Annotated in this window: 12 protein-coding genes; 9 read left to right on the forward strand and 3 right to left on the reverse strand. The window is 65.1% G+C overall.

Annotated elements, in window-relative coordinates; genetic code table 11:
- Positions 1-5: 5 nt before the first annotated feature.
- Genes AC07OP_RS00650 through AC07OP_RS00660 form a run of 3 tightly spaced genes read right to left on the reverse strand, consistent with a single transcriptional unit; the run spans position 6 to position 2,907 of the window.
- Positions 6-1,223 (reverse strand): cytochrome P450, encoded by a 1,218-nt coding sequence (locus AC07OP_RS00650; RefSeq protein WP_115487388.1) that lies wholly within the window; start codon positions 1,221-1,223, stop codon positions 6-8.
- A complete protein-coding gene (locus tag AC07OP_RS00655) occupies positions 1,223-1,900 on the reverse strand; it encodes an HAD family hydrolase (protein ID WP_495101481.1) in 678 nt (225 codons plus the stop codon). The genes AC07OP_RS00650 and AC07OP_RS00655 overlap by 1 nt, the downstream gene beginning before the upstream one ends.
- A complete protein-coding gene (locus tag AC07OP_RS00660; RefSeq protein WP_027606696.1) occupies positions 1,897-2,907 on the reverse strand; it encodes a ScbA/BarX family gamma-butyrolactone biosynthesis protein in 1,011 nt (336 codons plus the stop codon). Before AC07OP_RS00660 ends, AC07OP_RS00655 begins: the two co-directional genes overlap by 4 nt.
- A gap of 400 nt (positions 2,908-3,307) precedes the next feature.
- Between AC07OP_RS00660 and AC07OP_RS00665 the strand changes: the two genes are divergently transcribed.
- The 9 genes from AC07OP_RS00665 (at position 3,308) to AC07OP_RS00705 (ending at position 14,719) form a co-directional block, all read left to right on the forward strand.
- A complete protein-coding gene (locus AC07OP_RS00665) occupies positions 3,308-5,992 on the forward strand; it encodes a TonB-dependent receptor domain-containing protein (protein WP_495101482.1) in 2,685 nt (894 codons plus the stop codon).
- 18 nt (positions 5,993-6,010) lie between these two features.
- On the forward strand, positions 6,011-6,670 hold the full coding sequence (locus AC07OP_RS00670) for a class II aldolase/adducin family protein (protein ID WP_405125796.1): 660 nt from the start codon (positions 6,011-6,013) through the stop codon (positions 6,668-6,670).
- 98 nt (positions 6,671-6,768) lie between these two features.
- A complete protein-coding gene (locus AC07OP_RS00675) occupies positions 6,769-7,566 on the forward strand; it encodes a transporter substrate-binding domain-containing protein (RefSeq protein WP_495101483.1) in 798 nt (265 codons plus the stop codon).
- Positions 7,559-8,302 (forward strand): amino acid ABC transporter permease, encoded by a 744-nt coding sequence (locus tag AC07OP_RS00680; protein ID WP_495101484.1) that lies wholly within the window; start codon positions 7,559-7,561, stop codon positions 8,300-8,302. Before AC07OP_RS00675 ends, AC07OP_RS00680 begins: the two co-directional genes overlap by 8 nt.
- Positions 8,292-8,969 carry an amino acid ABC transporter permease gene (locus tag AC07OP_RS00685; protein WP_495101485.1) on the forward strand — a complete coding sequence of 226 codons (678 nt, stop codon included), beginning with the start codon at positions 8,292-8,294 and terminating at the stop codon, positions 8,967-8,969. The genes AC07OP_RS00680 and AC07OP_RS00685 overlap by 11 nt, the downstream gene beginning before the upstream one ends.
- Complete coding sequence (gene metC, locus AC07OP_RS00690) at positions 8,966-10,168, forward strand: cystathionine beta-lyase (protein WP_495101486.1); 1,203 nt, start codon at positions 8,966-8,968, stop codon at positions 10,166-10,168. The genes AC07OP_RS00685 and metC overlap by 4 nt, the downstream gene beginning before the upstream one ends.
- Positions 10,165-11,199 (forward strand): ABC transporter substrate-binding protein, encoded by a 1,035-nt coding sequence (locus AC07OP_RS00695; RefSeq protein WP_495101487.1) that lies wholly within the window; start codon positions 10,165-10,167, stop codon positions 11,197-11,199. Before metC ends, AC07OP_RS00695 begins: the two co-directional genes overlap by 4 nt.
- Before the next feature lie 26 nt (positions 11,200-11,225).
- On the forward strand, positions 11,226-13,514 hold the full coding sequence (locus AC07OP_RS00700; RefSeq protein WP_495101488.1) for a TonB-dependent receptor: 2,289 nt from the start codon (positions 11,226-11,228) through the stop codon (positions 13,512-13,514).
- A 2-nt stretch (positions 13,515-13,516) separates the two neighbouring features.
- The gene (locus tag AC07OP_RS00705) at positions 13,517-14,719 is read left to right on the forward strand and encodes a dipeptidase (RefSeq protein ID WP_495101489.1); all 1,203 of its coding nucleotides are present in this window, start codon (positions 13,517-13,519) and stop codon (positions 14,717-14,719) included.
- The last annotated feature ends 117 nt before the right edge of the window (positions 14,720-14,836 follow it).

Genomic DNA, 14,836 nt, shown 5'->3' on the forward strand with positions numbered 1-14,836 from the left:
CAAGGTCAGGTTGAAGTGAAGCCGTGCACCGGCAAGCGGGCAGGACGGCGCAGGATGATGCCGTCGACCCAGGGCACCTGGTCCGCCGGCACCGCCAGGCGCAGGTTCGGGAAGCGCTGCACGAGAATCTGCAGCACCGTGGTGATTTCCAGGCGCGCCAGGGCGGCGCCCATGCAGTTGTGCATGCCGTAGCCGAACTGCAAATGCCGCGCGCCCTTGCGGTCCAGGCGAATCGCCAGGGGCTCGGGGAACGCCGCCGGATCACGGTTGGCGGCAAACGCATCGGCGTAAATGATGCTGCCTGCGGGAATCAGCCCCCACGGCCCTTCCAGGTCGACGCTGGCCAGGCGCGGGAAGGTCGAGATGGTGCCCAGGGGAATCAGGCGCAGCAGCTCCTCGACCGCCTCCGGGATCAGCCCCGGATCGTCGACCAATTGCTGCCACAGCTCGGGGGCCGCCAACAGGGTGTACACCGATTTGGTCAGCACCGTGAGGATGTTCTGGTCGCCGCCGATCAATACCCCCAGGAGGATGCCCACCAGCTCCTTGTCGTTGAGCGGCGGCTCGCTGTCGGCACGGGTCGCGACGAAGCGCTGGATCAGCCCATCGGGATCGGTGGGCCGCGCACCGGTGACCAGGTCCGTCAGGTAGTTGTACACGCCCCAGAACTGGTTCAGCAGTTCCGGCACATCCGCGTCCGACGCCACCTGCACGGTATGGCTGAGGGGCCGGTAATACTCACGGTCACTCAAGGGGATACCGAGCAACTGGCAATCCACGGTGGCGGGGATGTGGTCCAGCACCTGGGCAAACAGATCGGCGCCGGGCGCCTGGCGCTGCAATACATCGAGGCGTTCATGGGTGGCGCGCTCCACCTTGTCGCGCAGCAACGCCACGCCACTGGGGCTGAAGTCCCGGGCCACCACCTTGCGCAGGCGACCATGGTCGGGGATGTCGTTGTTGAGCAGCAGTTCAGGCGGCGTGATGGTCGGCAAAAAGCTCGCGCCGTCTTCTTCGTTGCACGGCGCGCGTATCGCGCGGTTATCCAGCAGCAACGCCTGCACGTGTTCGTAACGGGTCAGGTGAAAGGCCAGGTGGCCGCTGGGCAGCAGAATCCTCGGCAGGCCATTGGCGGGGCTGGCGGGTTGATAGGCCGGCGGTGCATCCAACTGCGGGATGCGCGCTACGGTGACCTCGGGTCTGGCGATCACGGCGATATTCATCAGGCAGGCTCCACGGCAGGTTGCAACAGGCTGACACCGGTGAGGCGCTGCAGCTGGGCGAGCGCCTGGTGGTTGTCGATAAAGTGCAGCACTTGCCAGCCAAGCGCGGCGGCGGCTTCGATGTTTTCCGCGACGTCGTCGATCAACAGGCTGTGCTGCGGTGCGACGCCCGAGCGCGCAGTCGCCACCTGGAAGAACGCCGGCTCCGGCTTGCGGCTGCGCTCCTGGCTGGAATCGACAATCAGGTCCACCACCTCATCCAGGCCCACCATCGCCCGCCAATGCCGCTCCCACTCCACCACGTTGTTGGTGAGGATGCCGACGCGAAAACCGGCACGTTTCAGTGCGCGCACGGCGGCCACCAGCGGCGCATTGGCCGGCACCCCGGCGAACCATTGCGCGCCGAAGGTGTGCAGGTGAGCGCGGGATAAATCGACCTGCGGGTCACGGCGGCGCAGGGCCTGCGCCAAGCGCTCGCCCCACTCGCGCTCGGTGAGCAAGGCACTCTCCACCGGCGCGAGCATGGGCACGCCCAACTCATCGGCCACATCGCCCATGGCCTGTTGCAGCACGTGCGGGGCCAGGCCGGTCTTGACCTGGTATTGCTCGAACAGCGCCGGAATCGGCGGCGACAGCACCCCACCGAAATCGAACCAGATAAATTTCAGGTCGCTCATCGCACACCTCCCGCCACCAGGGCCAAGGGTTGGCTGGCGACCAGCGGCAGCAACTCGAGCTCAGCGGTGGCAATCACCGCACCGCCCTGCTCGACCTCCAGCGCCAAGGTGATGCGACCGTGTTCGTCACGGGCCAGGGAGGTCAGGTCCGCACGCACCTGGGTTGGCAAACCGAACTCACCGAAGCGGGTGAACACCACATGGCAGCGGGATAACAGCAACTGCTCGGGGCCGACCTGCAACTGCCGGTCCGCCGCCACCAGCGCCACTTGACGGAAGCCTTCGAGCAACAGCATGCCGGGGATATGGTCGAGGGGGTGGTCAAAGATCGCCGGGTTGTTCAGGTCGACGATCAGCGGCGCCACCAGCGTCGCGGCGCCCTGCTCCAGTTCACGGCCGAGCACCACATTGTTCAGCCAGTGACGCCCTACGGCGGATGGACTCAAAGGTGGCGGCAACTGTGCCAATGGGTCGGCGTTGGCGGGAATCGCCGCCAGGCCACGGGCACGCATCTTGTTCCAGGCCGCGCCGCTCATCCAGCGAATGCTCATGCGTTCGTGGCGTGCAGCCACTTCGCCATTGATGCTCAGGGACATGTTCAGGGTCACGCCACTGCGCTCGCCGTGGCGCAGGTATTCATCCACCACGTAGACATCGATCTCGGCGGATGCCGGACGATCCCCCACCACCAATAAACTCCGGTCGGTCACGCGGGTCACACTGTCCAGGTAGATAAACTTGTCCTGGGCGCTGACGTCGAGGAACGCATGGGAGATATAAATCGACGCCTGGCGGAATACTTCCAGCAATAACAGCATGTCGTAGTGTGCGGCGCGGTGGGTATGTTCACTGAAGTAACTGTGGGTGCGCGGTAGTTGGGCGCTGCAGCGAAAGTGTCCTTCCTTTACCAGTTCCGCGCCGGTCAGGAACACTTCGCTGACGGCGGCACGGTGCACCATGCTGCGCGGCACGGTGTTTTCGCAACGAATAGCCAGGGCTTCAGACATAGCAATCTCCTCCTTTGATTACCGCGAGAAGGCTAAGCTGAAACGTTTTTTCGCCACAACTGACCGAACGGCTAGGTCGTTGGACATGAACCTGTAGAACTTGCACTTCAGACATGGGCATCTGTCTCCTGATGAGCTTCTCCGTAAGCGTGCAGACCGCCGTACACGTTCATCGCGGTGAACGTTGTATGCTTTGCGCGGACAACCCGTTCTGGCTGTCAGTACCCTTGTGCAGATAGTCCCTTATATTTTCACTGCGCACTTAGACCCATTTGATCGAAGCTTATAAGCGCAACTAAATCATCTAGACACCCAACTAATCGTTCTAACTTAGTAGTGAAAATCCACACGCGAAGTTGCTCAAGGTCGTAAAGAACATCACGACCCGGAGCAGATTGGCATGTTGAAAACAGGATTCACCCTGGCGCCTTTGGCGTGTGCATTGGCCATGGGCGGGCTGACGCTGCCGAGCCTGGCGTTGGCGCAAAACGATGCAGCGACGGTACAGCGGGTGATTGACTTCAATATCCCCGCAGGCCCCCTGGGTGAGGTGCTGCTGAGCATCTCCCAGCAAAGCGGCCACCCTATCGCCTTCGATCCGCCGCTGGTGGAAGGCCGTGGGAGCCGCGCGATCCAGGGCCGACTGAGCCAGGAACAGGCGCTGGGCATTGCCTTGGGCGGCTCCTCGTTGGGCTTCAGCCAGACGGCCAGCGGTGCAGTGTTGATCCATCGACTGGCCAGCCCGGCAGCGGCGGCCAACAGCGAACCGCTGGCGCCACGCCTGAAATCCGTGGAGGTGATCGGCACCCGGCGCAGCGACGTCACCGCGCTGCAAAGCGCGGCGCCCGTGGATGTGATCAGCAGCGAGCAGTTGCAGCGCGCCGGCACCGATAACCTGGCCAAGGCCCTGGAAACCCTGGTGCCGTCAGTGAACTACCCGCAGGTCAACGGCACCGATGGCGTGTCGTCGCAGCGGCCGGTGTCGTTACGCGGGTTGGCGGCCGACCAGGTGCTGGTGCTGGTCAATGGCAAGCGTCGGCATGCCTCGGCCTTCGTCAACACCAAGGCCACCCTGGGGCGTGGCTCACAGGCGGTGGACTTGTCGACGATTCCCGTCAGCGCCGTCGACCATATCGAAGTGCTGCGCGATGGCGCCTCGGCCCAATACGGTTCGGATGCGATTGCCGGGGTGGTCAATATCGTGCTCAAGGAGCAGGACCACGGCGGCGCCGTGCAAAGCACCTTCGGCCAGTACACCAAGGGCGATGGCTTTCGCCGGTCGGTGGGGGGCTGGAGCGGTTTCACCTTGCCCGGCGATGGCTTTCTCACCCTCAGCGGCGAAGGCCTGCGCAGCGAACGCACCTCCACCGGCGGCACCGATGGCCGGCAGTTCTACCCCAGCGGCGACGCCCGTGAAGCGGATGCCGACCGCCATTGGCGCTACGGCTCGCCGGGCCTCGAGGACTGGAACCTGGCGCTGAACAGCGGCCTGTCCCTGAGCGACACGGTCGACCTGTACGGCTTCGCCACCTACCAGGACCGCACCGGCGAATCCCAGGCAACCTTTCGCCGCCCCATCGACCCCAACAACCTGGTGGCCGTGTACCCCAACGGCTTCCTGCCGCTGCTCGACGTGCGCTCGCGGGATGCCTCGGTCACCGGCGGCGTAAAGATTCGCGATGAGCAACTCGGCAGCTTCGACCTCAGTGCCAACTACGGGCGCAATCGCATCGACTATCACCTCAGCGATTCGCTCAACGCCAGCCTCGGCACCGCCAGCCCCACGAGCTTCAATGCCGGTGCGCTGGTCAATGAGCAAACCAACATCGGCCTCGACCATATCAAGGAATTCAAGGTCGGCTGGGGCGCAGGCCCGCTGGTGTTCTCCAGCGGCCTGGCGTGGCGCAATGAAGCCTATGAAGTGATCGCCGGTGACCTCGCCTCCTGGACCCACGGCAGCGCCCTGCCCGCCCGTGCCGGCGGCGCCCAGGGCTTCCCCGGCACCCAGGACAGCGACGAAGGCCGTTATGCCCGCCACGTGTTCGGCGGCTACCTGGGCCTGGAGCAGCAAGTCACCGACAAACTGCAACTGGGCCTGGCCGGGCGCAGCGAGCACTACGATGATTTCGGCACCACCAGCACCGGCAAATTCTCCGCGCGCTACGACTTCACCCCGCAGTGGGGCCTGCGCTCGACCCTCAGCAGCGGCTACCGCGCGCCCACCCTGGGGCAGATCGGCACCTCGGCGACCCAGACCGAGTTCAAGGCCGGCGACCCCACCGCCTACCAGGTCGGCACCGTCAGCGTGAACACCCCGGTCGCCCGCGCCTTGGGCGCCAGTGACCTGAAGCCGGAAAAATCCACCAGCCTGTCCCTCGGCGTGGTCTGGCAGCCGCTTGAGCGTGCAAGTGTCAGCCTCGATGCGTACCACATCCGCATCAAGGACCGCATTGCCCTGTCGGAAACCCTCAGCGGCCCCCAGGTCAGCCAGATCCTTGCCAACCAAGGCTATGGCAACTACTCCGGGGTGAGTTTTTTCACCAATGCACTGGACACCAAGACCAGCGGCGTGGACCTCGCCGCCCACTATCGCCTGGACCTGGCCGACGCCAGCCAGTTGACCCTCAACGGCGCCTTCAACTACAGCAAGACCCAGGTCACCGACATCAAGGACAACCCCGGCCCACTGGCCGGTACCGGCATCACCCTGATCAATCGCGAAGCCCTGAGCTATGTGGAAAGCGCCTCGCCCAACAGCAAGCTGATCCTCGGTGCCGACTGGCGCAAGGGCGCCTGGCAGGCGAGCGTCAACACGATTCGCTACGGCACCTACACCCTCGACTCCAACCTTGGCGAAGCCCGCGACCAGACCTTTTCGGCGCAATGGGTGAGCAACGCCAGCCTGTCCTACGACATCAGCCAGGCGCTCACCCTGACCCTGGGCGGCAACAATATTTTCGACAGCTACCCGGACAAGATCGACGTGGCCAACCGCTTTGTCGGGGGGCGCGTGGCCTACCAGAGCATCTCCCCGGCCGGTGCCGAAGGCGCCTTCTACTACGTGAAAGCCGACTACCGCTTCTGACTCAACCAAGGAGTTCCCATGAGCTTTGATCCTGTGCGTTTTACCCAAGTGTTCGAACACGACTTTGCCCTGGCCAAGCAACTGCTGATCAAGCACCAGGTGTTGTCGAGCAATGAGGCGGGCAATATCAGCCTGCGTATTCCCGGCGAAGCACGGCTGGTGATTGCCTCGCTCAGCGGCGCCGACAGTGGCGTGGCGGCGATTGTCGATTTCGACCTGCAACACAGCCAGGGCAGCCTCACCGACAACCTCAGGGAAGTGGCGGCGCTGCACGTGGCGATCTACCGCGAGCGGCCCTTGGTGAATGCGGTGATTCACACGCACTCGCCGTACCTCACCGCCTTCGCGATTGCCGGGCGAGCGTTGCGTCCCCACGCCACGCAGTTGCTGGGCATTCTGGATGAAGACCAGGAGGTGCCGCTGACGGCGTGGGGGCCGCGGTATGCGCCGGAGCCGGTGGTGGCGGCGTTACGCGAACATCCGCGTGCGCCGGCGGCGTTGCTGGCCAATCACGGGCCGTTTGCCTGGTCGGAACGGGACGTGTTGGCGGCGACGCGGTTGTTGGTGAACCTGGAAGAGGCGGCCTACCTGACCTTCCTGGCGCAGCAGCTCGGTACGCCGCAGCCCTTTCCCAGCGGCGCGGCGCAGCGGTCTCGCCTGGGCTGGAGTGCGACATGAGTGCGCTCACTCGTCGCCCTGATAAAAGTGGGAGGGGCGTTGCGACGATTCGACTTGCCCCCGGCCCTTACGACAGGTCACTTTGGCAGCGTGCGCTGTTGGTTATTTTTGCATTCGGCGCACTCCACGCCCACGCCGAACCCCTGCTGGAACGCGCCCAACCCCGTGGCACCCTCAACGTCTGCACCAGCGACGAGTTCCCCCCCTTCAAGACCTTCGATGCCCAAGGCAAGCCCGGCGGGTTGATCCTGGACCTGATCGTCGACCTGCAACAGCAGCTGTCTGCCAAGGTGGGCCAGCCGCTCAAGCTGCAACTTGTGCAAGTCAATCCGCTCAACCGCTTGCTGTTTCTCGAACAGGGCCGTTGCGAGGTGCTGGTCACGTCCCTGCTCGACACCCCCGCACGGCGGCGCGAAGTGGATTTCGCCAGCCCCGGTTTCTATAGCTCGGCCGCCACCGTGTTTGCGCCGAAAAGCACCGCCGTGCCGGACTGGCAAAGCCTGCGCGGCAAGACCCTGTGTGCGCCCGCCACCAGTGTGTGGGTGCGCCCGTTTGAAACGCGCTACGGCGTGCAGTTCGCCTCGTTCAACGGCACGGCCGAAGTGCGCAAGGCGGTGGCGGACAGCCGTTGCCTGGGGGCGATGGGTGACGATGCGTTGTACAGCGCCCTGGCGCGCCAGCCGGAATGGGCCGACTACGAGGTCAAGCTGCCGGGCCAGGATCCGGCGCCGTGGGGCATCGCCTTGCGCAAGGGCCAGCCGGCGTTGTTGGCGGCGCTGTCGAGCATCGTCGAAGGCTGGCATGCCCAGGGCGTGATCATCGGCCTGGAACAGCGCTACGGCCTGGCGCCGAATGCCTGGGTAGCGCAGCAGCATACGCGAGCCAGCCATGAGTGAGATCAACCTGCGCCTGTGGCTGGAACAGCATGGCCTGTCGCTGAGCATCCTGTGGGACCCGATGGACCGCCAGCGCTTCCTGCTCGGCCTGGGCCTGACACTGTTGCTGTCGGTGGCAAGTATTGCCCTGTCCCTGGTGATCGGTGTGTGGGGCGCTGCCGGCCTGGGTTCGCGCCGCTCGCTGTGGCGCCGGTTGAGCGCGGGGTACGTCGCGTTGTTTCGCAACACGCCGCTGTTGGTGCAGCTGTTCTTTTTCTACTTCGGCGTCGGCGCCTGGCTGCCGCTGGCGGACGACACCAGCGTGCGGCTGCTCAACGGCACGCAATGGGCGATCATCGTGATCGCCCTGCACAGCGGCGCGTTCCAGGCCGAGAACCTGCGCGCCGGAATCGATGCCGTGCCCCGCGCCACCCTCGACGCGGCCGCCGCCCTAGGCATGCAGGGCGCCACGGTACTGCGCCATATCGTGCTGCCGCTGGCGCTGCGCAACAGCCTGCCGGCCATGGGCAATACGGTGGTGCAAACCATCAAGTCGACCTCGATTGCCTACGCGATTGCGGTGCCGGAATTGCTCTATGCGAGCAATCGAATCTGGTCGGACAACTTCAACGTCGCCGAGATGATGCAGGTGCTGTTGCTGGTCTGGTTGCTGCTGATCGGCACCAGCAGTTGGCTGCTGCGCCGCCTGGAAAACCACCTTCGCCTGCCAGGCCAGGAGTTGCCCGATGCTGCCTGAACCGTCCTGGCCCGCACTGTTGTGGCAGTGGGCGCCGGCACTGCTGCAAGGCTTCGGCCTGAATATCCTGATGGGCGTCACCGCGATGCTGGTGGCCACACTGGCCGGTGTCGTGCTCGGCAGCCTGCAGGTCAGCGCCCGGCCGCGCCTGCGCCGTGGTGCCGGGCACCTGAGCCGCCTGCTGCGCAACCTGCCGTGGCTGGTGGTGATGTTCTACGTGGCCTACCTGTTGCCCTATGAAGTGCACTGGGCCGGGCGCTGGTGGCAATTGCCGGATTGGCTCAAGGTCGCGCTGGGCCTGGCCTTGCCCGCTGTGGGCTATGTCTCGGAGATCGTGCGCGGCGCCGTGCGCGCGGTGCCGATGGGGCAATGGGAAGCCGCCCAGGCCCTGGGCATGCATCACGGCCAGGCGTTGCGCCACGTGATCATCCCGCAGACCCTGCCGAGCCTGATGGCGCCGTGGATGAACCTGTATTGCGCGGTGACCATGTCCACCTCCCTGGCCAACCTGCTGGGGGTGGAAGAGCTGATGACCACCGTGCAATCGCACCTGTCCACGCAACTGCGCAACGACCTGCTGCTGCCCGCCTACGGCTTGGTGTTCATCGCCTTCTTTGTCTACATCTACCCCCTCTCCCGCCTGGCCAAACGGCTGGAGCGCACATGAGCACTGACCCTATGCATGACGATACCCTGCTGACCCATTTGGGACGCGACCCCGCCAGCCACGAAGGCAGCGTCAACACCCCGGTGTATCGCAGCTCGACCTTTATCTGGCCCGACACCGGCACTCTCGAAAACCACCTGCAACAGGCCGCCGACCCGCACTATCGCGGGCATATCTACGGCCGTAACGGCAACCCCACCACCGCCGCCTTCGAAGACGCCGTGGCGCAGCTGGAAGGCGGCTTTCGCGGGCTGATCATGCCCAGCGGGCTGGCGGCGATTGTCGGCGCGGTGCTGGCGGTGGCGCGGGCCGGCGACCATATCCTGGTGACCGACAATTGCTATTGGCATGCGCGCCAGGTGTTCGACCAGATCCTGCCGCGCTATGGCATTGAGGCCACGTATTTCGCGCCGATGCTCGGTGCCGACATCGCCGGGTTGCTGCGCCCGAATACGCGCCTGGTGTACGCCGAAGCACCCGGTTCGAGCACCTTCGAGGTCCAGGACATTCCCGCCCTGGCCCGCGTCGCCCATGCCCACGGCGCCCTGCTGATGCTCGACAACACCTGGGCCACGCCGCTGTTCTTCAAGGCGTTCGCCCATGGCGTGGACATCTCGATTCATGCCGCCACCAAGTACCTGGTGGGCCATAGCGACGCCATGCTCGGCGTGATCGTCACCACTGAAACCCTGTATTCGACGGTGCGCGAGACCGTCCGCCAACTGGGCTATATCGCCAGCGCCGACGACGCCTACCTGGGCCTGCGTGGCCTGCGCACCCTGGGTGTACGCCTGCGCCAGCACCAGCGCTCGGCGCTCACCGTCGCGCAGTGGCTGCAACAGCGTCCCGAAGTGGCCCAGGTGCTGCACCCGGCGCTGCCGGGGGCCATCGGGCACGCGCTGTTCAAGCGCGACTTCCTCGGTTCCACCGGGCTGTTCGGCGTGGTCCTCAAGCCGCATTTCGAGCCCCAAACCAAGGCCTTCCTGGAAAGCCTGCAGTTGTTCGCCATGGGCGCCAGCTGGGGCGGTTTCGAGAGTCTGATTCGCCAACAGCAACGCCACCCTTCGGCACAGATTGAAGCGGGCGTGCTGCTGCGCCTGCACGTGGGCCTTGAAGCGGTCGAGGACCTGCTCGCCGACCTGCAACAAGGCCTCGAACGCCTGAGCACCACCCCCCATTCACCAAGGAGTCTGCCATGAGCCAAACACTGCCCACCCACTACAGCATTTGCCCGCTGCTGGTTGCGTCCAATATTGCCGTTGAACTCGGTTGGCTGGACGAGGAATACCAACGCGTCGGCGCCGACGCGATCTACCTGCGCTCACTGCCCGACAACCTCGGTTGGCTGCCGCACTTCACCCATGGCGAAGCCCGCTTGATTCGCGACGGCGGCGCGGTGCCGGCCTTGTGGGCGCGCGCCGACCAGGCCGATACGTTGCTGGTGGCCAGCACCGCCACCCAACGCGCCGGGCAGATCCTGGTGCGTGCCGAGGGGCGTATCCGCCAGGTCGCCGACCTGTTCGGCAAGCGCATCGGCGTGCCGGTGAGCCGCAACACGGCGCGGGTCGATGTGCTCAAGGCGCTGGCCGAGCATGGCCTGTTCAATGCCCTGCAACTGGCCGGGCTGGAGCCGTCGCAAGTGCGCCTGATCGAGCTGGAGGACGAAGGCGACCCGCAGACCTTGTTGCCGGCCGTGCGGCCTTCGGCGTTCTGGTCGCAACTGCATGGGCTGCACGGCCAACCCGGGCATGAGGTGCAGGCCCTGGCCGAAGGCCGTGTGGATGCGCTGCATGTCGCCGCCGGGCACGTGCCGGTGCTGCTCGCCAGCGGTGAATTCACGGTAATCGAAGACCTGGAACGCTACCCGGACTGGACCCTGAAAAACCACAACGGCCCCTACGCCACCACCGTCAACCGTGCCTTTGCCGAAGAGCATCCCCAGGTGGTCGTGGCGTTCCTGCGCGCCGCGATCCGCGCCGGGCACTGGATCAACCAGCACCGCGATGCCGCCGCCGAGCTGTTCACCCGCGTGACCTTCCTGCCGGACGCCGGGTTTATCCGCCGTGCCATCGCCGAGCTGGATTTTGTACCGAACCTGGCGCCGCAGAACCTGGCGGCCCTGGAGCTGAAGAAGGACTTCCTGGTGCAACGCGGCTTCCTGCAGAACGACTTCAGCGTGCACGAGTGGGCCCAGCCCGAGTTTCTCGCCCAAGCCCACGCCGGGCTTTAACGCCACACCTTTGCCAAGGACAGACAATGATTGCTCAGTACCGCAAGATCCTGCTGGCCAGCCTGCTGGTCGCCGATTCAAGCTGGGCGGCGCAGGCCGCCGATTCCACCGAACCGCAACTGAGCAAAGTCGAGGTGGTCGGTGCCCGCGTGACTGAAGCCAGCGCCGCCATTGGCGAAGACAAGATCAGCAATACCCTGAGCATCTCGCACCAGGCGTTGCTGTCGGCGCCGGCCGGCACTTCGGGGCTGAAAATGCTCGAGGCGCTGCCCGGCTTCAACGTGCAGGTCAACGATGCGCTGGGCCTGTATGAGTTCGGCAACTCGGTATTCGTGCGCGCCTTCAACCTGCAGCAGATCGGCTTTTCCATCGACGGTGTGCCCCTGGGCCGTACCGATCAGTTCGGCGGTAGCCCGATCTATCGCTACGTCGACAATGAAAACACCGAGCGGGTCACCGCCTCCACCGGCGCGGGCGACGTGTCGCAATCGGGCTATGCGTCCCTGGGCCCGTATGTGGATTACCAGACCAGCAACCCCACCCTCGAGCCGGGCGCCAGCCTGTCCTACACCCTCGGCAGCGACAGCCTGCGGCGCAGTTTCGTCAAGCTGCAAAGCGGCGAATACCAGGGCCTGTCGGCGTATTTCAGCCGCTCGAAAATCGACGGCGACCTGTGGCGCGGCCCCGGCACCATCGACCGTGAACACCTGGAAGCCAAGGTGCGCTATCGCTTCGGTGAACGTGACGAGGTGTGGCTGCGCGCCGTGCACAACGCGTTCTACGACTACGACTCGCCCTACGTGAGCAGCGCCCAGTACGACGGCAGCGCCAATGACCCGTTCGGTCGCTCGGGCCGTTACTTCGCCTACCTCGGCAGCCTGCCCGACTTACCCGAGAGCGTGCCCGGCGTGCGCTACAGCAACACCCACTACAACCAGTTCTACAAACAGGCGGTGAACCAGCGCCGCGACACCTTGTACAGCCTGGGCGGCCAGTTCGAGATCCGCCCGGACCTGCTCAACTACACCACCCTCTACTACGAGGCCAAGAAAGGCTTTGGCGTGTCCCCCGAGGCCTACGCCACTTCCCTGGCGCTGCACAACGCCGAAAGCAACGTTGATGGCCTGTTTGCCCCACGGGGCGTGCAATACGGTTTGTCGTCCCTCAGCGGCCATCGCTTCGGCGGGCGCACCGGGCTGCAATGGGACATCGGCCAGCACCAGATCGACACCGGTGTGTGGGCCGAGACCGATGTGTTCAACCGCCAGCAGGCGCGCTACAACCTCACCGACGGCAGCCCGGCCGGCGAGCCGCTGTTCAATGAACCGGTGCACCTGCAAGGGGATTTCAGCTCTACGCGCAATTCGTTGCAGTACCACCTCAAGGACACCTGGACCCTGCTCGACGACCGCCTGCGCCTGCAGTTCGGTTTCAAGAGCCTGCACCTCAAGTACCGTATCGAGGGCTATCGCAACGCCGGCGACTACATCAACGACCGCCAGCCGCGCCTGGCCACCCAGTGGAACGACGCCTTCCTGCCCCAGGCCGGACTGGTCTACAACCTCACCGATGACACCCAGGTATTTGCTTCCTATTCGGAAAACATGGCCCTGCCCCGAGGCGCCGACGACATCTTCCGCGCGGCCAGCCCCAGCGCGCCGCCACCGGAGGCGGAGCGGGCGAAGAACTACGAGGTGGGCTATCGCATCAACCGCCCGACCTTCAACGCGGCCTGGGCGCTGTACCGCACCGACTTCGACAACCGCCTGCAAGCCTTCGCCTCAGCCGTGCCCGGTAGCAGCCAGGTGGAAACCTACTACCAGAATGTCGGCAAGGTGCAGGCCTACGGCAGCGAGCTGAGCGGGCAATGGAAACCCCCGGTCCTGGCCGACAAGGTGGTGCTCAACGGCAACCTGACCTACAACACCTCCACGTTCCGGAACGACGCCGGCGGCCTTTCGATCAAAGGCAACGAGGTGCCCGACAGCCCGCGCTGGCTGGCCCAAGCCGGGGTTACCTATGAGCTGGCGCCATGGGCACTGCTGAACTTTTCGGCACGTTATATCGGCGAGCGCTACAGCAACTTCACCAACAGTGAATCGGTGCCCGGCTACACCCTGTACAACGCCTACCTGGATCTAGGGGGCGAGCGCCTGCACTACGGCCCGCTGAAGAATGTGAAGGTGCGCTTCAATGTCGACAACCTGTTCGACAAGGATTACCTCGGCTACATCCTCACCAGCACCAGTGGCCCCGCCGTGTTCCGCCCGGGTTCGCCGCGCACCTTCCAAAGCACCTTGAGCATGGAGTTCTGAGCATGAACACGCGCCTGCTGCTGCTTGCCCTGCTGCCACTGCTGGCCCACGCCGACACCGCCGTCAGCCCCGCCACCCTGGCCCTGCACCAACGCCTGCTGGTATTGGACAGCCACCTGGACACGCCGCTGACCCTGACCCGCCCCGGCTGGAACATCCTCGAGCGCCACGACTACCGCCAGGACGGCAGCCAGGTCGACCTGCCGCGCATGCGCGAAGGCGGCCTGGATGGGGGGTTCTTTGCCGTCTACACCCCCCAGGGCCCACGCACCGAGGAGGGCCGCGCCTACGCCAGCGCCTATGGCCTGGCCACCCTCACCCGCATCCGCGATGTGATCGACCGCAACCCCGACAGCTTCGCCCTGGCCCTGACCGCCGCCGACGCCCGGCGTATTGCGGCCCAGGGCAAGCGCGTGGTGTTTATCAGCATGGAAAACGCCGACCCGCTCAGCTCCGATCCCGAGTTGCTCGACACTTACTACCGCCAAGGCCTGCGCATGCTCGGCCTGGTGCATTTCATGAACAACGACCTGGCCGACTCGGCCACCGCACTGCCGGAATGGAAAGGCCTGAGCCCCAAGGGCCGCGACCTGGTGCAACGGGCCAACCGCCTGGGCATCCTGCTCGACGTGTCCCACGCCAGCGACGCGGTGTTCGACCAGATGCTGGCACTGTCCAGCGCCCCACTCATCGCCTCCCACTCCAGCAGCCGCGCGGTCAACCCGCACCCGCGCAACCTCGACGACGCCCGCGTGCGCCAACTGGCGGCCAAGGGCGGGGTGATCCAGGTCAACGCCTACAGTGACTACCTGATCCCCCTCACGCCCAACCCGGACCGCAACAAAGCCATGGCCGCGCTCGGCGCACGCTTCCACAACCTTGCCGCCCTCAGCCCGGAGCAGGTCAAGGCGCTCTATCAGGAACGCGACAGCCTCAACCAACGCTTCGCCCAACCCAAGGCCAGCCTCGACGTGTTCATGAAGCACCTGTTGCACCTGCTGGAAGTGGCCGGCCCGGATCACGTCGGCATCGGTGCCGACTGGGACGGCGGCGGTGGCGTAAGCGGGCTGGACGATGTGAGCCAGTTGCCGGTGATTACCCAGCGGTTGCTGGATGCCGGGTATAGCGAACAGCAGGTGGCCAATATCTGGAGCGGGAATCTGCTGCGGGTGTTACAGGCGGCGCAGGATCAGCGGCGGCCATAGTTCAACGCCCGGGTATCCAACCTCTTGGAAAAAGCCGCCTTGGGCGGCTTTTTCCAGCCCCCTTCGTCCTACGACTTGAGAGCAACGTGTGATAACGGTAGATTCGCCTCGCTTACA

Source organism: Pseudomonas sp. GW821-FHT09D08 (assembly GCF_059416305.1).

Bases quoted from the DNA above. Each gene is read 5' to 3' on its own strand.
- AC07OP_RS00650 (WP_115487388.1), bottom strand. From the start codon at position 1,223: ATGAATATCGCCGTGATCGCCAGACCCGAGGTCACCGTAGCGCGCATC.
- AC07OP_RS00655 (WP_495101481.1), bottom strand. From the start codon at position 1,900: ATGAGCGACCTGAAATTTATCTGGTTCGATTTCGGTGGGGTGCTGTCG.
- AC07OP_RS00660 (WP_027606696.1), bottom strand. From the start codon at position 2,907: ATGTCTGAAGCCCTGGCTATTCGTTGCGAAAACACCGTGCCGCGCAGC.
- AC07OP_RS00665 (WP_495101482.1), top strand. From the start codon at position 3,308: ATGTTGAAAACAGGATTCACCCTGGCGCCTTTGGCGTGTGCATTGGCC.
- AC07OP_RS00670 (WP_405125796.1), top strand. From the start codon at position 6,011: ATGAGCTTTGATCCTGTGCGTTTTACCCAAGTGTTCGAACACGACTTT.
- AC07OP_RS00680 (WP_495101484.1), top strand. From the start codon at position 7,559: ATGAGTGAGATCAACCTGCGCCTGTGGCTGGAACAGCATGGCCTGTCG.
- AC07OP_RS00685 (WP_495101485.1), top strand. From the start codon at position 8,292: ATGCTGCCTGAACCGTCCTGGCCCGCACTGTTGTGGCAGTGGGCGCCG.
- metC (WP_495101486.1), top strand. From the start codon at position 8,966: ATGAGCACTGACCCTATGCATGACGATACCCTGCTGACCCATTTGGGA.
- AC07OP_RS00695 (WP_495101487.1), top strand. From the start codon at position 10,165: ATGAGCCAAACACTGCCCACCCACTACAGCATTTGCCCGCTGCTGGTT.
- AC07OP_RS00700 (WP_495101488.1), top strand. From the start codon at position 11,226: ATGATTGCTCAGTACCGCAAGATCCTGCTGGCCAGCCTGCTGGTCGCC.
- AC07OP_RS00705 (WP_495101489.1), top strand. From the start codon at position 13,517: ATGAACACGCGCCTGCTGCTGCTTGCCCTGCTGCCACTGCTGGCCCAC.